This is a genomic window from Staphylococcus rostri (assembly GCF_002902145.1).
GTDB classification, from domain to species: domain Bacteria; phylum Bacillota; class Bacilli; order Staphylococcales; family Staphylococcaceae; genus Staphylococcus; species Staphylococcus rostri.
Window position 1 is genome coordinate 40,124 of record NZ_PPRF01000019.1, and the last position, 14,771, is coordinate 54,894.

The 14,771-nt window shown below is 37.4% G+C and carries 15 protein-coding genes; 13 read left to right on the forward strand and 2 right to left on the reverse strand.

The genetic code is table 11. The annotated features are described in order from the left end of the window. The first annotated feature begins 13 nt into the window (after positions 1 to 13). From rpoD to CD122_RS03870, 3 genes are all read left to right on the forward strand, one after another. Positions 14 to 1,123 carry an RNA polymerase sigma factor RpoD gene (gene rpoD, locus CD122_RS03860; protein ID WP_103357689.1) on the forward strand — a complete coding sequence of 370 codons (1,110 nt, stop codon included), beginning with the start codon at positions 14 to 16 and terminating at the stop codon, positions 1,121 to 1,123. Positions 1,124 to 1,298: 175 nt separating this feature from the next. Then, the gene (locus tag CD122_RS03865) at positions 1,299 to 1,979 is read left to right on the forward strand and encodes a tRNA (adenine(22)-N(1))-methyltransferase (RefSeq protein ID WP_103357690.1); all 681 of its coding nucleotides are present in this window, start codon (positions 1,299 to 1,301) and stop codon (positions 1,977 to 1,979) included. After that, complete coding sequence (locus CD122_RS03870) at positions 1,976 to 3,076, forward strand: Nif3-like dinuclear metal center hexameric protein (RefSeq protein ID WP_103357691.1); 1,101 nt, start codon at positions 1,976 to 1,978, stop codon at positions 3,074 to 3,076. The genes CD122_RS03865 and CD122_RS03870 overlap by 4 nt, the downstream gene beginning before the upstream one ends. Before the next feature lie 44 nt (positions 3,077 to 3,120). Here the strand turns inward: CD122_RS03870 and CD122_RS03875 are convergent, their stop codons facing one another. Beyond that, positions 3,121 to 4,089 carry a 4-hydroxy-3-methylbut-2-enyl diphosphate reductase gene (locus CD122_RS03875; protein WP_103357692.1) on the reverse strand — a complete coding sequence of 323 codons (969 nt, stop codon included), beginning with the start codon at positions 4,087 to 4,089 and terminating at the stop codon, positions 3,121 to 3,123. A 324-nt stretch (positions 4,090 to 4,413) separates the two neighbouring features. Between CD122_RS03875 and CD122_RS03880 the strand changes: the two genes are divergently transcribed. From CD122_RS03880 to CD122_RS03900, 5 genes are all read left to right on the forward strand, one after another. Further along, positions 4,414 to 5,754 carry a DEAD/DEAH box helicase gene (locus CD122_RS03880; RefSeq protein WP_103357693.1) on the forward strand — a complete coding sequence of 447 codons (1,341 nt, stop codon included), beginning with the start codon at positions 4,414 to 4,416 and terminating at the stop codon, positions 5,752 to 5,754. Positions 5,755 to 5,769: 15 nt separating this feature from the next. Continuing rightward, on the forward strand, positions 5,770 to 6,663 hold the full coding sequence (locus CD122_RS03885; RefSeq protein ID WP_103357694.1) for a deoxyribonuclease IV: 894 nt from the start codon (positions 5,770 to 5,772) through the stop codon (positions 6,661 to 6,663). Positions 6,664 to 6,798: 135 nt separating this feature from the next. Further along, entirely contained in the window at positions 6,799 to 7,566 is a 768-nt protein-coding gene (locus CD122_RS03890) for a metal ABC transporter ATP-binding protein (RefSeq protein WP_206167748.1), read from the forward strand. Continuing rightward, positions 7,563 to 8,423: a metal ABC transporter permease gene (locus CD122_RS03895; protein ID WP_103357696.1), complete on the forward strand. Its 861-nt coding sequence runs from the start codon at positions 7,563 to 7,565 to the stop codon at positions 8,421 to 8,423. Before CD122_RS03890 ends, CD122_RS03895 begins: the two co-directional genes overlap by 4 nt. Further along, positions 8,413 to 8,820 carry a Fur family transcriptional regulator gene (locus CD122_RS03900; RefSeq protein ID WP_103357697.1) on the forward strand — a complete coding sequence of 136 codons (408 nt, stop codon included), beginning with the start codon at positions 8,413 to 8,415 and terminating at the stop codon, positions 8,818 to 8,820. The genes CD122_RS03895 and CD122_RS03900 overlap by 11 nt, the downstream gene beginning before the upstream one ends. A gap of 188 nt (positions 8,821 to 9,008) precedes the next feature. On the opposite strand, the gene ispG is transcribed toward CD122_RS03900, so the two are convergent. Continuing rightward, the gene (gene ispG / locus CD122_RS03905) at positions 9,009 to 10,109 is read right to left on the reverse strand and encodes a flavodoxin-dependent (E)-4-hydroxy-3-methylbut-2-enyl-diphosphate synthase (RefSeq protein ID WP_103357698.1); all 1,101 of its coding nucleotides are present in this window, start codon (positions 10,107 to 10,109) and stop codon (positions 9,009 to 9,011) included. Positions 10,110 to 10,382: 273 nt separating this feature from the next. Here ispG and CD122_RS03910 point away from each other — a divergent pair, with 273 nt between their 5' ends. The 5 genes from CD122_RS03910 (at position 10,383) to CD122_RS03930 (ending at position 14,771) form a co-directional block, all read left to right on the forward strand. After that, the gene (locus tag CD122_RS03910) at positions 10,383 to 10,982 is read left to right on the forward strand and encodes a superoxide dismutase (protein ID WP_103357699.1); all 600 of its coding nucleotides are present in this window, start codon (positions 10,383 to 10,385) and stop codon (positions 10,980 to 10,982) included. A 147-nt stretch (positions 10,983 to 11,129) separates the two neighbouring features. Further along, complete coding sequence (locus CD122_RS03915) at positions 11,130 to 11,312, forward strand: hypothetical protein (protein WP_103357700.1); 183 nt, start codon at positions 11,130 to 11,132, stop codon at positions 11,310 to 11,312. A gap of 117 nt (positions 11,313 to 11,429) precedes the next feature. Next, the gene (locus tag CD122_RS03920; protein ID WP_103357729.1) at positions 11,430 to 13,466 is read left to right on the forward strand and encodes a peptidoglycan D,D-transpeptidase FtsI family protein; all 2,037 of its coding nucleotides are present in this window, start codon (positions 11,430 to 11,432) and stop codon (positions 13,464 to 13,466) included. Positions 13,467 to 13,634: 168 nt separating this feature from the next. Continuing rightward, entirely contained in the window at positions 13,635 to 13,784 is a 150-nt protein-coding gene (gene rpmG / locus CD122_RS03925; RefSeq protein WP_044358954.1) for a 50S ribosomal protein L33, read from the forward strand. A 432-nt stretch (positions 13,785 to 14,216) separates the two neighbouring features. Further along, entirely contained in the window at positions 14,217 to 14,771 is a 555-nt protein-coding gene (locus CD122_RS03930; RefSeq protein ID WP_103357701.1) for a 5-formyltetrahydrofolate cyclo-ligase, read from the forward strand.

Genomic DNA, 14,771 nt, shown 5'->3' on the forward strand with positions numbered 1-14,771 from the left:
GGGAGGCCTTTTTATGTCTGACAACCAAGTAAAAGTAATCAAAAAAGAAACAATCGATCCGACACTCACAATTGAAGATGTGAAGAAGCAATTGATTGAAAAGGGGAAAAAAGAGGGTCATTTAAGCCATGAAGAGGTAGCAGAAAAACTGCAAAATTTTGAGATGGATTCTGATCAAATGGACGAATTTTTCGACATGATCAATGACAATGACATCCAACTTGTTAATGAAAAAGATAGCACAGATACTGACGAAAAGCTCAACCCGAACGACTTGAGTGCACCTCCAGGCGTTAAAATTAACGACCCTGTTCGTATGTACTTAAAAGAAATCGGACGTGTGAACTTATTAAGCGCGCAAGAAGAGATTGAACTTGCTAAGCGAATTGAACAAGGTGATGAAGTAGCGAAAGCCCGTCTTGCTGAAGCCAATTTACGTCTTGTTGTAAGTATCGCAAAACGTTACGTTGGTCGTGGTATGTTGTTCTTAGACCTTATCCAAGAAGGAAATATGGGCTTAATTAAAGCCGTTGAAAAGTTCGACTTCAGCAAAGGGTTCAAGTTCTCAACATACGCAACATGGTGGATTCGTCAAGCCATTACACGTGCCATTGCTGACCAAGCACGTACAATTCGTATTCCAGTGCACATGGTCGAAACAATCAATAAGCTCATCCGTGTTCAACGTCAATTACTACAAGATCTAGGCCGTGATCCATTACCAGAAGAAATCGGGGAAGAAATGGATTTACCACCTGAAAAAGTACGCGAAATCTTAAAAATCGCACAAGAGCCTGTATCATTAGAAACACCTATCGGAGAAGAAGATGACAGCCATTTAGGTGACTTTATTGAGGACCAAGAGGCACAAAGCCCTTCTGATCATGCGGCATACGAGTTATTAAAAGAGCAGTTAGAAGATGTTTTAGACACATTAACAGACCGTGAAGAAAATGTATTGCGCTTACGTTTCGGTTTAGATGATGGACGTACACGCACGCTTGAAGAAGTCGGTAAAGTGTTCGGTGTAACAAGAGAACGTATTCGACAAATCGAGGCAAAAGCGCTTCGTAAGTTAAGACACCCAAGTCGCAGTAAACGACTTAAAGACTTTATGGACTAATACTTTAGTTCCATCATAAATTGAATTTATGCATAGACGGGAAGATAACCCATTTTGAAAATGTGGCTGTTATTCCCGTCTTTTTATCATGTCAACAATAGTCATAGTCTTAAAAAATAAAAATCTGTATAATAGATTAAGAAATTAGAGTTGTATAATTAAAGGAGTCACGAGAATGATACCAATTAATCGACGTTTACAAAAAGTGAGTGAATATATTATAGGAGATAGTCTAGCTGACATTGGCTCAGACCATGCCTTTTTACCAATGTACAGTCTTGAACAAGGGCAAATCAAATCAGCCATCGCAGGTGAAGTGATTCCGGGTCCATATCAATCTGCGGTTAACAGCGTGCAAAGACATGGTTACCATAACCAAATTGATATTCGTCTAGGCGATGGCTTAACGATTCTAAATCCAGAAGATGATCATGTAGACACTGTCACTATTTGTGGAATGGGCGGACCGCTTATTGCGAAAATCTTAACACAGGGCTTTGAACACATTCCATATCGCCCAAGACTCATCCTGCAATCCAATATTCAATCTGAACCGATTCGTCGATTTTTACAGGCTAATGGCTATCAGATTGTCACTGAAACATTAATTAAAGAGCGCGCACACATTTATGAAATTATTGTTGCTGACCCAGGTACAATGACTTTATCAGCACGAGATTTGAAATTCGGCCCGTTTTTACACCCGAATCCTTCAGAACTGTTTGTAGAAAAATGGACGCGTGAAATTGAAGCTTTACATGATATTAAGGAACAATTAGATCCGGTTCGTCATCAAGCGCGATATGATGAAATTACGAGACAAGAAAATGAAATCAAAGAGGTGTTAAATCAATGAAATTAAGCACATTTCTATCTATTTTAAATGACAACGTCCCTTTTGATAGTGCTGAATCGTGGGATAATGTTGGCTTACTTGTCGGTGATCGAACGTCAGATATTTCAGGCATTATGACGGCGCTCGATTGTACGGCGGAGGTCGTTGATGAAGCGATTGAAAAAGGGTGTAACACCATCGTTGCACATCATCCACTCATTTTTAAAGGGATGCGCGCGATTACAGCCGATGAAGGTTATGGCAACATTATTTATAAATTGATTCAAAACAATATGAATCTAATCGCTATGCATACGAATTTGGATGTACATCCACAAGGGGTTAACGCAATGCTTGCTGATTGTCTAGGACTTGAATCGTGTCGTATCCTAATGCCTGAAACGACAGACTACTACAAAGTTCAAGTTTATATTCCCGAAGCAGATGCGGATGCGTTTAAGCTTCGATTATCAGAACAGGGGCTCGCGACAGAAGGAAACTATGAACACGCATTTTTCAACACGCGTGGTAAAGGGCAGTTCAAACCTGTCGGCGATGCACAACCACATATCGGTGAAGTCGGCACAATTGAAACAGTGGATGAAGTGAAAATTGAATTTATGATTGACGGCACACAACGAAAATTAGCAGAACAGTTAATTCAACAATATCATCCTTATGAAACACCCGTTTATGACTTTATTCCATTACAAAAAGACATCCAACGCGGTTTAGGCATGATCGGACAATTGCCGCAATCAATGACTGTTGCACAATTTGTTGCGCACGTTAAGACACAGTTGGATATGCCGAGTGTTCGTTTTATCGGTAATCCACACGCTCAGATTGAGACGGTTGCGTTAATAGGTGGCTCTGGTATCGGATACGAAATGACAGCAATGAAGCAAGGTGCTGACATTTTCTTAACAGGCGATATTAAACATCATGATGCATTAGACGCTAAAATTGCAGGTATGAATTTATTAGACATCAATCATTATAGTGAGCATGTAATGAAAGAAGGGCTTGTTAAGCTCCTCAATCAATGGATTTCACAACAATTTGACGGTCAGATTGTCGCGTCTACAACACATACAGACCCATATCAATATATGTAAAAAATATCCCCTTAATCGGCATGAACGATTAGGGGATATTTACGTTATTCCATAATTTCAACAGGCTTTGCTTTTTTAATTTTAGGTAAGATTTTTTCAACCGGCACATTAGAAGTTGTGTCGTGTGTCGATGGATCTAACGGATCATAGTTGTTGAAGAAATTAATGACTTCTTTAACAATTGGCGTTGGCGTTGATGCACCAGCTGTTACCGCGACCGTTTCAACACCGTCAAGCCATTCCAAGTTAAGTTGAGAAATATCAGCAATACGATATGAATTGGTATGTGCAATATCTTTTGACACTTGCGCTAGGCGGTTAGAGTTGTTACTTTTTGGATCGCCCACTACGATTAATAAATCCGCTTGTCCCGCTTGGTTCGCAACCGCTTCTTGACGTACTTGAGTCGCTTGACAAATTTCTTTATGTTGCTCAATATGCGGATACTTCTCTTGCAAATCTTCCATCAAATGTAATACGTCCCACTGAGACATTGTCGTTTGATTCGTTACAATCAACGGATAGTCATGCAAACTATCAGGTAACGCATCAACATCTTCTTTTGTTTCCACAAGATGGACGATTTCAGGCGCAACACCGACAGCCCCCTCTGGCTCTGGGTGGCCTTTTTTACCAATGTACACAACATGATAACCAGCCGCTTTTTTCGCTCTAATCAGTTCGTGAGTATTTTCAACATCTGGACACGTTGCATCAATACATGTTAATCCTTTGTCTCTTGCACGTTGCTTCACTTCAGGAGACACACCATGTGCTGTAAAGATGACAGTCCCTGTTTCAATTTGCTCTAGAATTTTAAGGCGATTAGGGCCGTCTAAAGTGATAATACCATCTGATTCGAACGCATCTGTCACATGTTTGTTGTGCACGATCATTCCAAGTATATATATCGGACGTGGCAAGTTCGGGTCTAACGACGCATTGCGCGCAATAACCATTGCATCAACAACCCCATAACAATAACCACGTGGTGTAATTTTTATAATTTCCATAAAGTTCACGAACCTCCTTCAAACATTTATTATAGCAACATCTGTAGCGCATTAAAAGGAAAGGGGCTAGAGCGTACGGTAAAATATTTAGCGTTGATATATGCATAATATGAAGACGCACAAATTTTATAATAAGAACGTGTATAATGCATATGACATTAATCGATATTCGCTATAAACACAAATCAAAGACGTAAAAATTTAAATTTACAACAAAGATTGCGAACAAAATGTCTGTATTTATGATACATCGTCACATTGTTTATTTTCTTTATGCATTATTTCATTTATAATATAGAGATGAATCTTTAAGGAGGCCAAACAATGGCAAAGCATCCATTTGAGCAATTTAACTTTGACTCAGACATATTAGCAGCAATAGACGCATTAAATTTTAAACAACCAACTGATATACAACAACGTGTTATTCCGAAAATGATGAAAAAAACAAACTTAATTGGGCAATCACAAACTGGGACGGGGAAGTCACATGCTTTCTTGCTTCCATTATTTCATCAAATTGACCCAAATATTACGGAACCACAAGCGATTGTCGTTGCGCCTACACGTGAGTTAGCAACGCAGCTATATCATGCAGCGCTTCAATTAGCAGAGCATAAGCAAGGCGTGAAAGTGAGCTTATTTATTGGTGGTACAGATTTTGAAAAAGACAAACAGAAAACAACGATTCAACCACAATTAATTATCGGTACACCTACACGTATTAATGACTTAGCAAAAATCGGTGCGTTACACGTACATCTCGCACATTACTTAGTTGTCGATGAAGCAGACTTAATGATTGATCTCGGTTTAATCCAAGAAGTAGACCAAATCGCTGCAAGACTCGATGATGATACAAAAATGGCGGTATTTAGTGCAACGATTCCGAAATCATTGCATCCATTTCTTAACAAATATTTGGAAAATCCTGCGTTTATTGAAGTCAAAACAACTTCAAAAAATAAAAGCAGCATCCAATTTTACTTAATTCCAACTCGTGGTTCGGCAAAAATCGAAAAAACGATTGAACTCATCCACACATTGAACCCATATCTCGGTATTATTTTCTGTAACAGTCGTGAAAATGCCGACAACTTGGCACAACAACTAACAGCAGAAGGTATTCAAGTGGGTATAATTCATGGTGGCTTATCGCCGCGTGAACGTAAACAACAAATGAAACGTATTCGTAACTTAGAATTCCAATACGTTATTGCGAGTGATTTAGCATCGCGTGGTATCGATATTGAAGGCGTAAGTCACGTAATCAACTTTGATGTACCCAAAGACATTGACTTTTTCACGCACCGTGTAGGTCGTACAGGCCGTGGTAACTACAAAGGTATTGCGATTACGTTATATACGCCAGACGAAGAGTCATTAATCCATCAAATTGAAGCGAAAGGCTATCATTTTGAAAACGTAGATGTTAAGAACGGTGAATTAGTCCCAATCAAGGCACATAACACACGTCGTCTACGTCAAAAGCAAGATGACCATATTACGCAACAAGTGAAACATAAAGTAAAACGCAACAATAAAAAGAAAGTCAAACCTGGCTATAAGAAGAAGTTTAATCAAGAACTTGAAAATCTGAAACGCCAAGAAAAACGTCAATTTAGTCGTCGTAAAAACCGACAAAATCGTAAAAACAAAAAGTAAAGGTAGGATGAATAAATGTTAATCGGATCACATGTCTCAATGAGTGGCAAAAAAATGCTACAAGGCTCAGCAGAAGAAGCGCATGGTTATGGCGCGTCTACATTTATGATCTATACAGGCGCACCCCAAAATACACGTCGTAAACCAATTGAAGAGCTCAACATTGAAGCTGGACAGGCAGCAATGAAAGACTACGGTTTATCAAATATTGTCGTTCATGCACCCTATATTATTAACATTGCGAATACGACAAAACCTGAAGTGTTCCAACTCGGTGTCGACTTTTTACAAAATGAAATCGAACGTACTGAAAAAATTGGAGCACGTGATATTGTGCTACACCCTGGTGCGCACGTTGGTGCAGGTGCTGAAGTGGGAATCAAACGTATTGTTGAAGGCCTTAATGAAGTGCTAACAAATGATAATAATGTACGTATTGCTTTAGAAACAATGGCTGGCAAAGGATCAGAAATTGGGCGTACATTTGAAGAAATTGCACAAATTATTGATGGTGTACACAATAATGATCGCCTTTCTGTATGTTTAGACACGTGTCATATTCACGATGCAGGTTATGATGTCGTGAATGACTTCGATGGCGTATTGAATACATTCGATAAAATCGTTGGCGTTGATCGCATTAAAGTCGTACACGTCAATGACAGTAAAAACCCTATTGGGGCACATAAAGACCGCCATGAAAATATTGGTTTTGGCCATATTGGATTCGACGCGTTAAATTATGTTGTCCATCATGAACAATTCAAAGATATTCCTAAAATTTTAGAAACGCCATATGTTGGCGAAGATAAGAAAAATAAAAAGCCACCATATGCACACGAAATTGAAGCATTCCACAATCAAACGTTTGATGCAGATATGAAAACTAAAATTTTAGCAACGAAATAACAAGACATTCTATAACTATACATGAATGGGAAAGGGAACCATTTCATGTATAGTTTTCGTCATTTTATAGTCGTAAACATTACTATTTACATTTAAGGTTTGGACGTATATAGTAATTAATGAGGTGAAACGATCATGCAACCTGTTTTCGAGTTAAAAGATATTGATTTTTATTTTGAAAATAAAAAAGTACTAGAAGACATCAATATTCGTATTAATAAAGGGGAGTTTTTAGCGATTGTCGGTCCTAATGGTGCTGGTAAATCAACTCTACTCAAGTTAATTCTTGGATTATTGCCGATTCAAAAAGGGGAAATTTTTGTAGACGGTGTCGCTTATCATAAAAGTTTAACGACGGATAAGATTAGTTACGTATCACAGAAAGCATCAGCGGTTACGGCAGGCTTTCCTGCGACTGTGAACGAAGTGGTGCTCAGTGGTTTAACACGTCAGAAAAGGTTGTTTAGATGGTTCAATCGTCAAGATCAACAGAAGGTAGACCATGTGCTCGAGCGTCTTAATATTAGTCATCTAAAAAGCAAAAATATTGCTGAACTATCTGGCGGCCAGCAACAACGTGTGTTGATTGCAAGAGCGCTTGTCAGCAACCCAACTGTTTTAATATTGGATGAACCGACAAACGGCATTGATGCGAAACACGTTGGTGAATTTTATAATACATTGGACAGTTTAAAAAAAGAAGGCGTAACGATTATTCTAGTTACACATGATATTGGTGTCGTCGCAGATACGGCAACTGAAGTCGCATGTATTAACAAGCACCTTCATTTTCATGGGACAGCTCATGAATTTAAGTCGCTTGATAAAGTAGAAATTTCAAAAATATATGGTCATCCAATTAAGTTCGTTGACCATAAACACGATAGGGATTGTTGTTTATGATTGATGCATTATTAAATTTTGAATTTATCAGGTATTCATTTATAAGTGGCCTCTTAATCGGTTTAATTGCGCCATTAATCGGTACTTTTATTGTAGTACGTCGACTGTCATTAATCGCGGATGCATTAAGTCACGTAACTTTAGGCGGGATTTCATTCGGTATGTTTTTAATTTCGGCAGTCCCATTTTTTGTTGATATTAACCCAATATGGACGGGTATTTTATTCTCGATTATTGGTGCGCTGTTAATCGAAAATCTGCGAAACTCATACAAAAATTATCAAGAAATTGCGATACCAATCATTATGAGTACAGGTATCGGCTTGAGTGCCATCTTTATTTCTCTTGCAGATGGCTTTAATCAAGAGCTTGTAGGCCTTTTATTTGGGTCAATCAGTGCCGTTTCGTTAAGCGACTTAGTGACGATTATTACTATTACGATACTCGTGCTACTATTTATTTTACTATTTTATAAAGAGCTCTTTATCTTGTCATTTGACTCAGAGTATAGCCAAGTTATCGGCATTCCAAAATGGATTCAATTTTTATTTATCGTCATTGTTGCACTTGTTATTTCGGCATCTATGCGTGTCATCGGTGTGTTACTTGTAAGTGCACTTATTACATTACCAGTGGCGATTGCCATGCGTTGGACTAAAGGCTATAAGCAATTTATCGTTATGAGCATTCTGATTGGTGAGTTTTCAGTTATTACAGGTCTGATTTCAGCATTTTATTTAAATATCTCACCGGGTGGGATTATTGTAGTGATTCTCGTCCTACTACTTTGTCTCACAATGTTTTATCAAGCAATTACTAAAGGACGCGTTAAAGGAGTGAAAACGAATGGAAACTAAAAAAGCTATTCAATTACTCAAAGATGAAGGACATAAATATACAGATAAACGTCGTGACATGATAGAGATTTTTGTTAAAGAAGATAAATATATTAACGCGAAACACGTACAAAAATTAATGAATGACACGTACCCTGGCATTTCATTCGATACGATTTACCGCAATCTGCATTTGTTTAAAACGCTAGGTATCATTGAAAGTACAGAGTTAGACGGCGAAATGAAATTTAGAATTGCATGCACAAATCATCACCATCATCACTTTATTTGTAAATCATGCGGGGATACAAAGGTGATTGACTACTGCCCAATGACAGAAATTAAAAAATCATTGCCGGAAGTTGAAATTGAAATGCACAAACTTGAAGTCTATGGCATTTGCGAAAAATGTCGTTAAAAATAAGCCTTGTAAGCACGACGAAACGTGTTTACAAGGCTTATTTTTGTATTCCCACTGAGGCTTCATTTAGAGGCTCTCGGCAGAACTGCCACGATTTTACCAAAACTTTGAGAGCACTACAGAAATCTTATGCGTAGAACTAAAAAGGGGACAGCATCAATATGCCATCCCGCCTAGAAATTTTATTATTGTGCTGCTTTGTTATGGTTTTCTTCCCATTCTGCAGCTAACTTATCAATTTCCATTTTCAGTTCATCGACCATTGTTTCTTCAGGTACTTTACGAACTGTTTTTCCTTTCATAAACAACAATCCTTCGCCACGTGCACCAGCAATACCAATATCCGCTTCTCGTGCTTCACCCGGACCGTTTACCGCACATCCGAGCACGGCTACTTTTAATGGTACTTGAAGTTTTTCAATATAGTCTTCAACTTCATTTGCAATAGAAATCAAGTCAATTTCAATACGGCCACAAGTGGGGCAGGCAATTAATGTCGCTGCGTTACTTGCAAGACCAAACGCTTTCAATAATGATTTGGCCACTTTTACTTCTTCTACTGGATCTGCAGATAATGAAATTCGGCATGTATTACCAATACCTAAAGCTAAAATCGCACCTAAACCAGCTGAAGATTTGACTGTTCCGTTAAATAATGTACCACTTTCTGTAATACCAAGATGTAACGGATAATCAAAGGCTTGTGCTGCTTTTGTATATGCTTCAATTGCTAAGTTCACGTCACTTGCTTTCATTGATACGATAATATCGTGGAAATCAAGATCTTCTAATATTTTAATATGATGTAATGCACTTTCTACCATACCGTCTGCAGTAGGATAGCCATATTTTTTAAGAATGTGTTTTTCTAATGAACCGGCATTAACACCAATACGAATTGGAATACCTTTCGCTTTACATGCTTCTACAACAGCTTCTACTTTTTCGCGTCGTCCGATATTCCCTGGATTGATACGAATTTTATCTGCACCATTTTCAATCGCAATTAACGCTAATTTATAATTAAAATGAATGTCTACAACGAGTGGAATATTAATTTGTGCTTTTATATCTTTAATCGCATGTGCATCTTCTTCATTCGGACATGCTACACGAACAATTTGGCAGCCAGCTTCTTCAAGACGCTTGATCTCTGCAACAGTTGCCTCTACATCATGGGTTTTCGTTGTCGTCATACTTTGGATTACAACTTCATCAGAACCACCAATAGTTAAATTACCAACTTTGACAGGTCGTGTATTTTTACGATGTGTAATTTCAGACATGTTTGAAACTCCTTTATAACTAATTTATAAATTGAAAATGCACTTTGACAGGCTATTCTTTTCAACGTTAATATACATTATACAATATCGATAGGGCGTTATTCAAAACAATGAACCCTTTTATATGACTTTTTATGTTTAAGAAAATGTAAAATGTGTAATATGATAAGTATTCCGAGTAAAAGATTCACCTTTATAAGCAGAATGATTGTAAGTGGTGTCAAAGACTTGTTATAGTATAACTGGAATCAACAATTAGGAGGATGATTAATTATGGCTTTCGAATTACCAAAATTACCTTATGCATACGACGCATTAGAACCACACTTTGATAAAGAAACAATGGAGATTCATCATACAAAACATCACAACACATATGTGACTAAGTTGAATGCTGCTGTTGAAGGTACAGAGTTTGAAAACAAATCTATCGAAGAACTTGTTGCAAACTTAAACGACGTACCTGAAGAAAAACGCACTGCAGTACGCAACAATGGTGGCGGTCACTTAAACCACTCATTATTCTGGCAACTTTTAACACCTAACTCAGAAGAAAAAGGTGAAGTTGTTGAAAAAATTACTGAAAAATGGGGTAGCTTAGACAGCTTCAAACAAGAATTTGCTGATAAAGCTGCTGCACGTTTCGGTTCAGGTTGGGCATGGTTAGTTGTAGACAATGGCGAATTAGCAATTGTGACAACACCTAACCAAGACAACCCAGTAACTGACGGCAAAACTCCTTTATTAGGTCTTGATGTATGGGAACATGCATACTACCTTAAATACCAAAACAAACGTCCAGATTACATCAATGCATTCTGGAGCGTTGTAAACTGGGAAAAAGTAGACGAGTTATTCCAAGCTGCAAAATAATATTGTAATTTTTGAAATTAACAACATGTAATCGTAACTAACTTTGTCATGAATACATGTTAAGTATTGAAACTTCAAAAATATACAAAAACACACCAAAAGTACACCTTTCTATTTGTTTTACAATAAATGGAGAGGTGTTTTTATATGGAAAATAAAAAAACAAGACGTAATAAGACACATGTAGATTTAGATATTTTTGAAAAGGTTAAGGAAATAATCATAGCAGAAAAGGAGAGACAAAATTTATCAATCAATACTATTACTTCATATGCAAAAGTATTTAAAGCGATGACAGATTTGAGACAACGTAATCTTTTTGATAAATGAGATGCCTGTCCCACTCCTACAAAATTTCTTTGCTTTTTTTCAATAAAATATTAGCCAAACAGCAAATTTTCATATATCATTTTAGTATGAAATCTGTGCGAATAGAGGTAGGTTGTGTTGTTAAAACGTTTAAAAGAAAGAACGAATGATGAAAAGATGCGCAATCGTATGAATAAGCGCATCAATTTTATCTTTGGTGTTATTATTTTTGCCTTTGTTGCAATTGTCTTGAGGCTCGGCTACCTACAAATTGCACAAGGCTCACATTATAGCCAAATGATTCGTGAAAGTGAGAATGTAACGGTCAATGAGTCCGTACCAAGAGGGAGAATTTTAGATCGAAATGGTCGTGTCATTGTAGATAATGCCTCTAAAAAAGCTATTACATATACGCGAGGTAAGAAAACCGATCAAGAAGAAATCTTAGATACTGCGAAACGATTGGCAAAACTCATTAAAATGGACACGCAAAAGATTACTGAGCGTGATAAAAAAGATTTTTGGATTACCAACCATCCTGATGAAGCGCAAAAGCGTATGAAAAAAGAGCTCGTTCTTTATAAAAATGGGGATATATCTCAAGAAGATTATGACCAAAAGTTACGCGATAAAATAACGGAAAAAGATCTTAAAACATTAAGCGATAGCGACTTGCAAGTACTGGCGGTTTATCGTGAAATGATGCAAGGTAGTACGTTAAGTCCACGAACGATTAAGAACGAGAACGTATCTGATAAAGAATACGCTGCTGTATCACAACAACTTTCTAACTTACCTGGTATTAATACGACAATGGATTGGGAACGTAAATATCCTTTTGGCGATTCTCTAAGAGGTATCTTAGGCAGTGTGTCAACACCTGAAGAAGGGTTGCCAAAAGAATTGACGAACTATTATTTGTCAAAAGGTTACTCTCGAAATGACAGAGTCGGTAAAGGCTATTTGGAATTCCAGTACGAAAGTATTTTACGTGGTAAGAAGAAGGAAATGCGCTATACGACGGATAAATCGGGTGCCATTATTGATTCAGAAGTCGTGAATAAAGGTTCTCGTGGGGATGACTTAGTCCTAACAATTGATATGAAGCTCCAACAAAAAGCGGAAGAATACCTTGAAAAACAAATTAGTAAGCTACGCAGTGAAGGGGCAGTCAATATGGACTCAGCATTAGTTGTTGTACAGGATCCAAACAATGGCGATATTCTAGCACTCGCTGGTAGAAAAATCGATCCAGACGGTAGCTTGTCTGACTTTGATATTGGTACTTTTACAACGCAATATACAGTCGGATCTTCTGTAAAAGGTGGTACGCTCCTTGCAGGTTATCAGAACAAAGTGATTACACCGGGTGATGTCATGGTCGACGAACCGCTGACTTTCCAAGGTGGTTTGACGAAACGCTCATACTTCAACAAGAATGGTAGCCGTCAAATTGATGATACACAAGCGTTAATGCATTCATCTAACGTATACATGTTCAAAACAGCATTAAAAATTGCGGGAATTGATTATTATCCAGGGATGCCACTTCCGGAAGATATTACAGTAGCAGGGCAAAAATTGCGTAAAGGATTAAACCAAGTTGGCTTAGGTGTGAAAACAGGGATTGATTTACCAAATGAAGTAACAGGGCAGATCGAACCGCTGAAAGACAACCCTGGTAACTATCTTGACTTAGCAATCGGTCAGTATGATACGTATACACCGCTACAACTTGCCCAATATGTTTCAACCATTGCCAATGACGGCGATCGTATTCAACCACATATTGGTAAAGAAATTCGCAAAGCAACACGTGATGATGCGATTGGACCTGTCAAACATAAAATTACAGGTAAAGTATTAAATCACGTAAATAATACACCAGAGCAAATTAAACAAGTTCAAAAAGGCTTTGATAAGGCGTTTAATGAATCACAAGGTACTGGCTACCAAAGTTTCAGTAAAACGAAAGTACGTTCAGCAGGTAAAACAGGGACTGCCGAAGTATTCCAAAATGGCGAGCCACGTGTAAACTCAACATATGTCGGCTATGCGCCAGCAGATAAACCAGAGATTGCATTCTCTATCGTATATACGAACCAACCTGTGCCAGAACCATGGCTAAACGGTGGGGATTTAGGACGAGATATTATCAATTATTATTTCGACTAAGTCTAACAGAAGATAACGTGTAACATACCATGGAATAACGGTATGAGTTGCACGTTTTCTTTTATTTTGAACTTCTTTACAAGACAAATGAAATTAATACTTTTCAATTCAACAAGAAAATGATATGATAATAAAGTCGTATTTTGAAGAAAGATTAGGAGGGGTAATATGCGCGTAAACGTAACGCTTGCATGTACAGAATGTGGAGACCGTAATTATATCTCTACTAAAAATAAAAGAAATAACCCAGAACGTATTGAAATGAAAAAATTCTGTGCACGTGAAAACAAACAAACATTACACCGTGAAACAAAATAATAACATCTTGGGCTAGAGCATAATTGTGTTCTAGTCTTTTATTATATTCTCTTCATTTTATCGGCAAGATTGTCACTATAGCATATTATTACACTTCATTTTTAACTTAATTTCATTTATAATGTGAATGGCTGTGTGATCTACTTACACAATTCAAATATATTAAGAAAGAAGGCATTTATAATGGCTGAGAAAAAAGGATCTATTTCAGGTCGTGTTGTTGAAACTGTAGAAGGAAAAATCAAAGGTACAGTTAAAGACGTTACAGACAAAAAATAATACACACACACTTTATCCTATCAATGGCACTTATTCGTAAGTCTCCATTGATAGGTTTTTTATTTGGAATGTGTGACGCACGAAAATTGCGATATTCATGACACCTCACGTTCTGCACGTTATAATAGACATAAGATTGGAGCGATGCAATAAATGATGAAAAAGGAATTACGACAAAATACATTAACGCGAATGCGTGCACTTGATTATGTACAAAAGGAGCAAGCGGATCAGTGGTTACAAACGCAATTTCTATCACATCCTGATTACAAAACTGCACATAAAATTGGTGTCGTGTTATCAATGCCACATGAAGTCAATACCGATCCGATTATCAAACAAATGTTGCACGATCAAAAACAAGTCTATGTACCAGCTACAAATTATACGAGTAAGACGATGGACTTCCAAGCGCTCACAGATTTGTCTGATGTCGCATTGGATGAAAAAGGAATTCGTTATATCAACCGTGACACACCTGTTGATAATGATTTAGACCTAGTCATCGTTCCCGGTGTTGTTTTTAATCATGATGGATATCGCATCGGCTATGGTGGGGGCTATTTTGATCGCTATTTAAATACATACGATGTTAAAACATTAAGCCTCGTCTATGATATTCAAATGTGTGACCACATACCAATTGAAGCACACGATCAACCAGTGGAACATCTTATTATTGCAAATACTTCAGAATATGGAGGCTAA

Excerpts from the sequence above, each read along its gene's own strand:
- CD122_RS03915 (WP_103357700.1), top strand. The coding sequence starts at position 11,130 with ATGGAAAATAAAAAAACAAGACGTAATAAGACACATGTAGATTTAGAT.
- CD122_RS03865 (WP_103357690.1), top strand. The coding sequence starts at position 1,299 with ATGATACCAATTAATCGACGTTTACAAAAAGTGAGTGAATATATTATA.
- CD122_RS03880 (WP_103357693.1), top strand. The coding sequence starts at position 4,414 with ATGGCAAAGCATCCATTTGAGCAATTTAACTTTGACTCAGACATATTA.
- CD122_RS03870 (WP_103357691.1), top strand. The coding sequence starts at position 1,976 with ATGAAATTAAGCACATTTCTATCTATTTTAAATGACAACGTCCCTTTT.
- rpoD (WP_103357689.1), top strand. The coding sequence starts at position 14 with ATGTCTGACAACCAAGTAAAAGTAATCAAAAAAGAAACAATCGATCCG.
- ispG (WP_103357698.1), bottom strand. The coding sequence starts at position 10,109 with ATGTCTGAAATTACACATCGTAAAAATACACGACCTGTCAAAGTTGGT.
- CD122_RS03895 (WP_103357696.1), top strand. The coding sequence starts at position 7,563 with ATGATTGATGCATTATTAAATTTTGAATTTATCAGGTATTCATTTATA.
- CD122_RS03910 (WP_103357699.1), top strand. The coding sequence starts at position 10,383 with ATGGCTTTCGAATTACCAAAATTACCTTATGCATACGACGCATTAGAA.
- CD122_RS03890 (WP_206167748.1), top strand. The coding sequence starts at position 6,799 with ATGCAACCTGTTTTCGAGTTAAAAGATATTGATTTTTATTTTGAAAAT.
- CD122_RS03930 (WP_103357701.1), top strand. The coding sequence starts at position 14,217 with ATGATGAAAAAGGAATTACGACAAAATACATTAACGCGAATGCGTGCA.
- CD122_RS03900 (WP_103357697.1), top strand. The coding sequence starts at position 8,413 with ATGGAAACTAAAAAAGCTATTCAATTACTCAAAGATGAAGGACATAAA.
- rpmG (WP_044358954.1), top strand. The coding sequence starts at position 13,635 with ATGCGCGTAAACGTAACGCTTGCATGTACAGAATGTGGAGACCGTAAT.
- CD122_RS03875 (WP_103357692.1), bottom strand. The coding sequence starts at position 4,089 with ATGGAAATTATAAAAATTACACCACGTGGTTATTGTTATGGGGTTGTT.
- CD122_RS03885 (WP_103357694.1), top strand. The coding sequence starts at position 5,770 with ATGTTAATCGGATCACATGTCTCAATGAGTGGCAAAAAAATGCTACAA.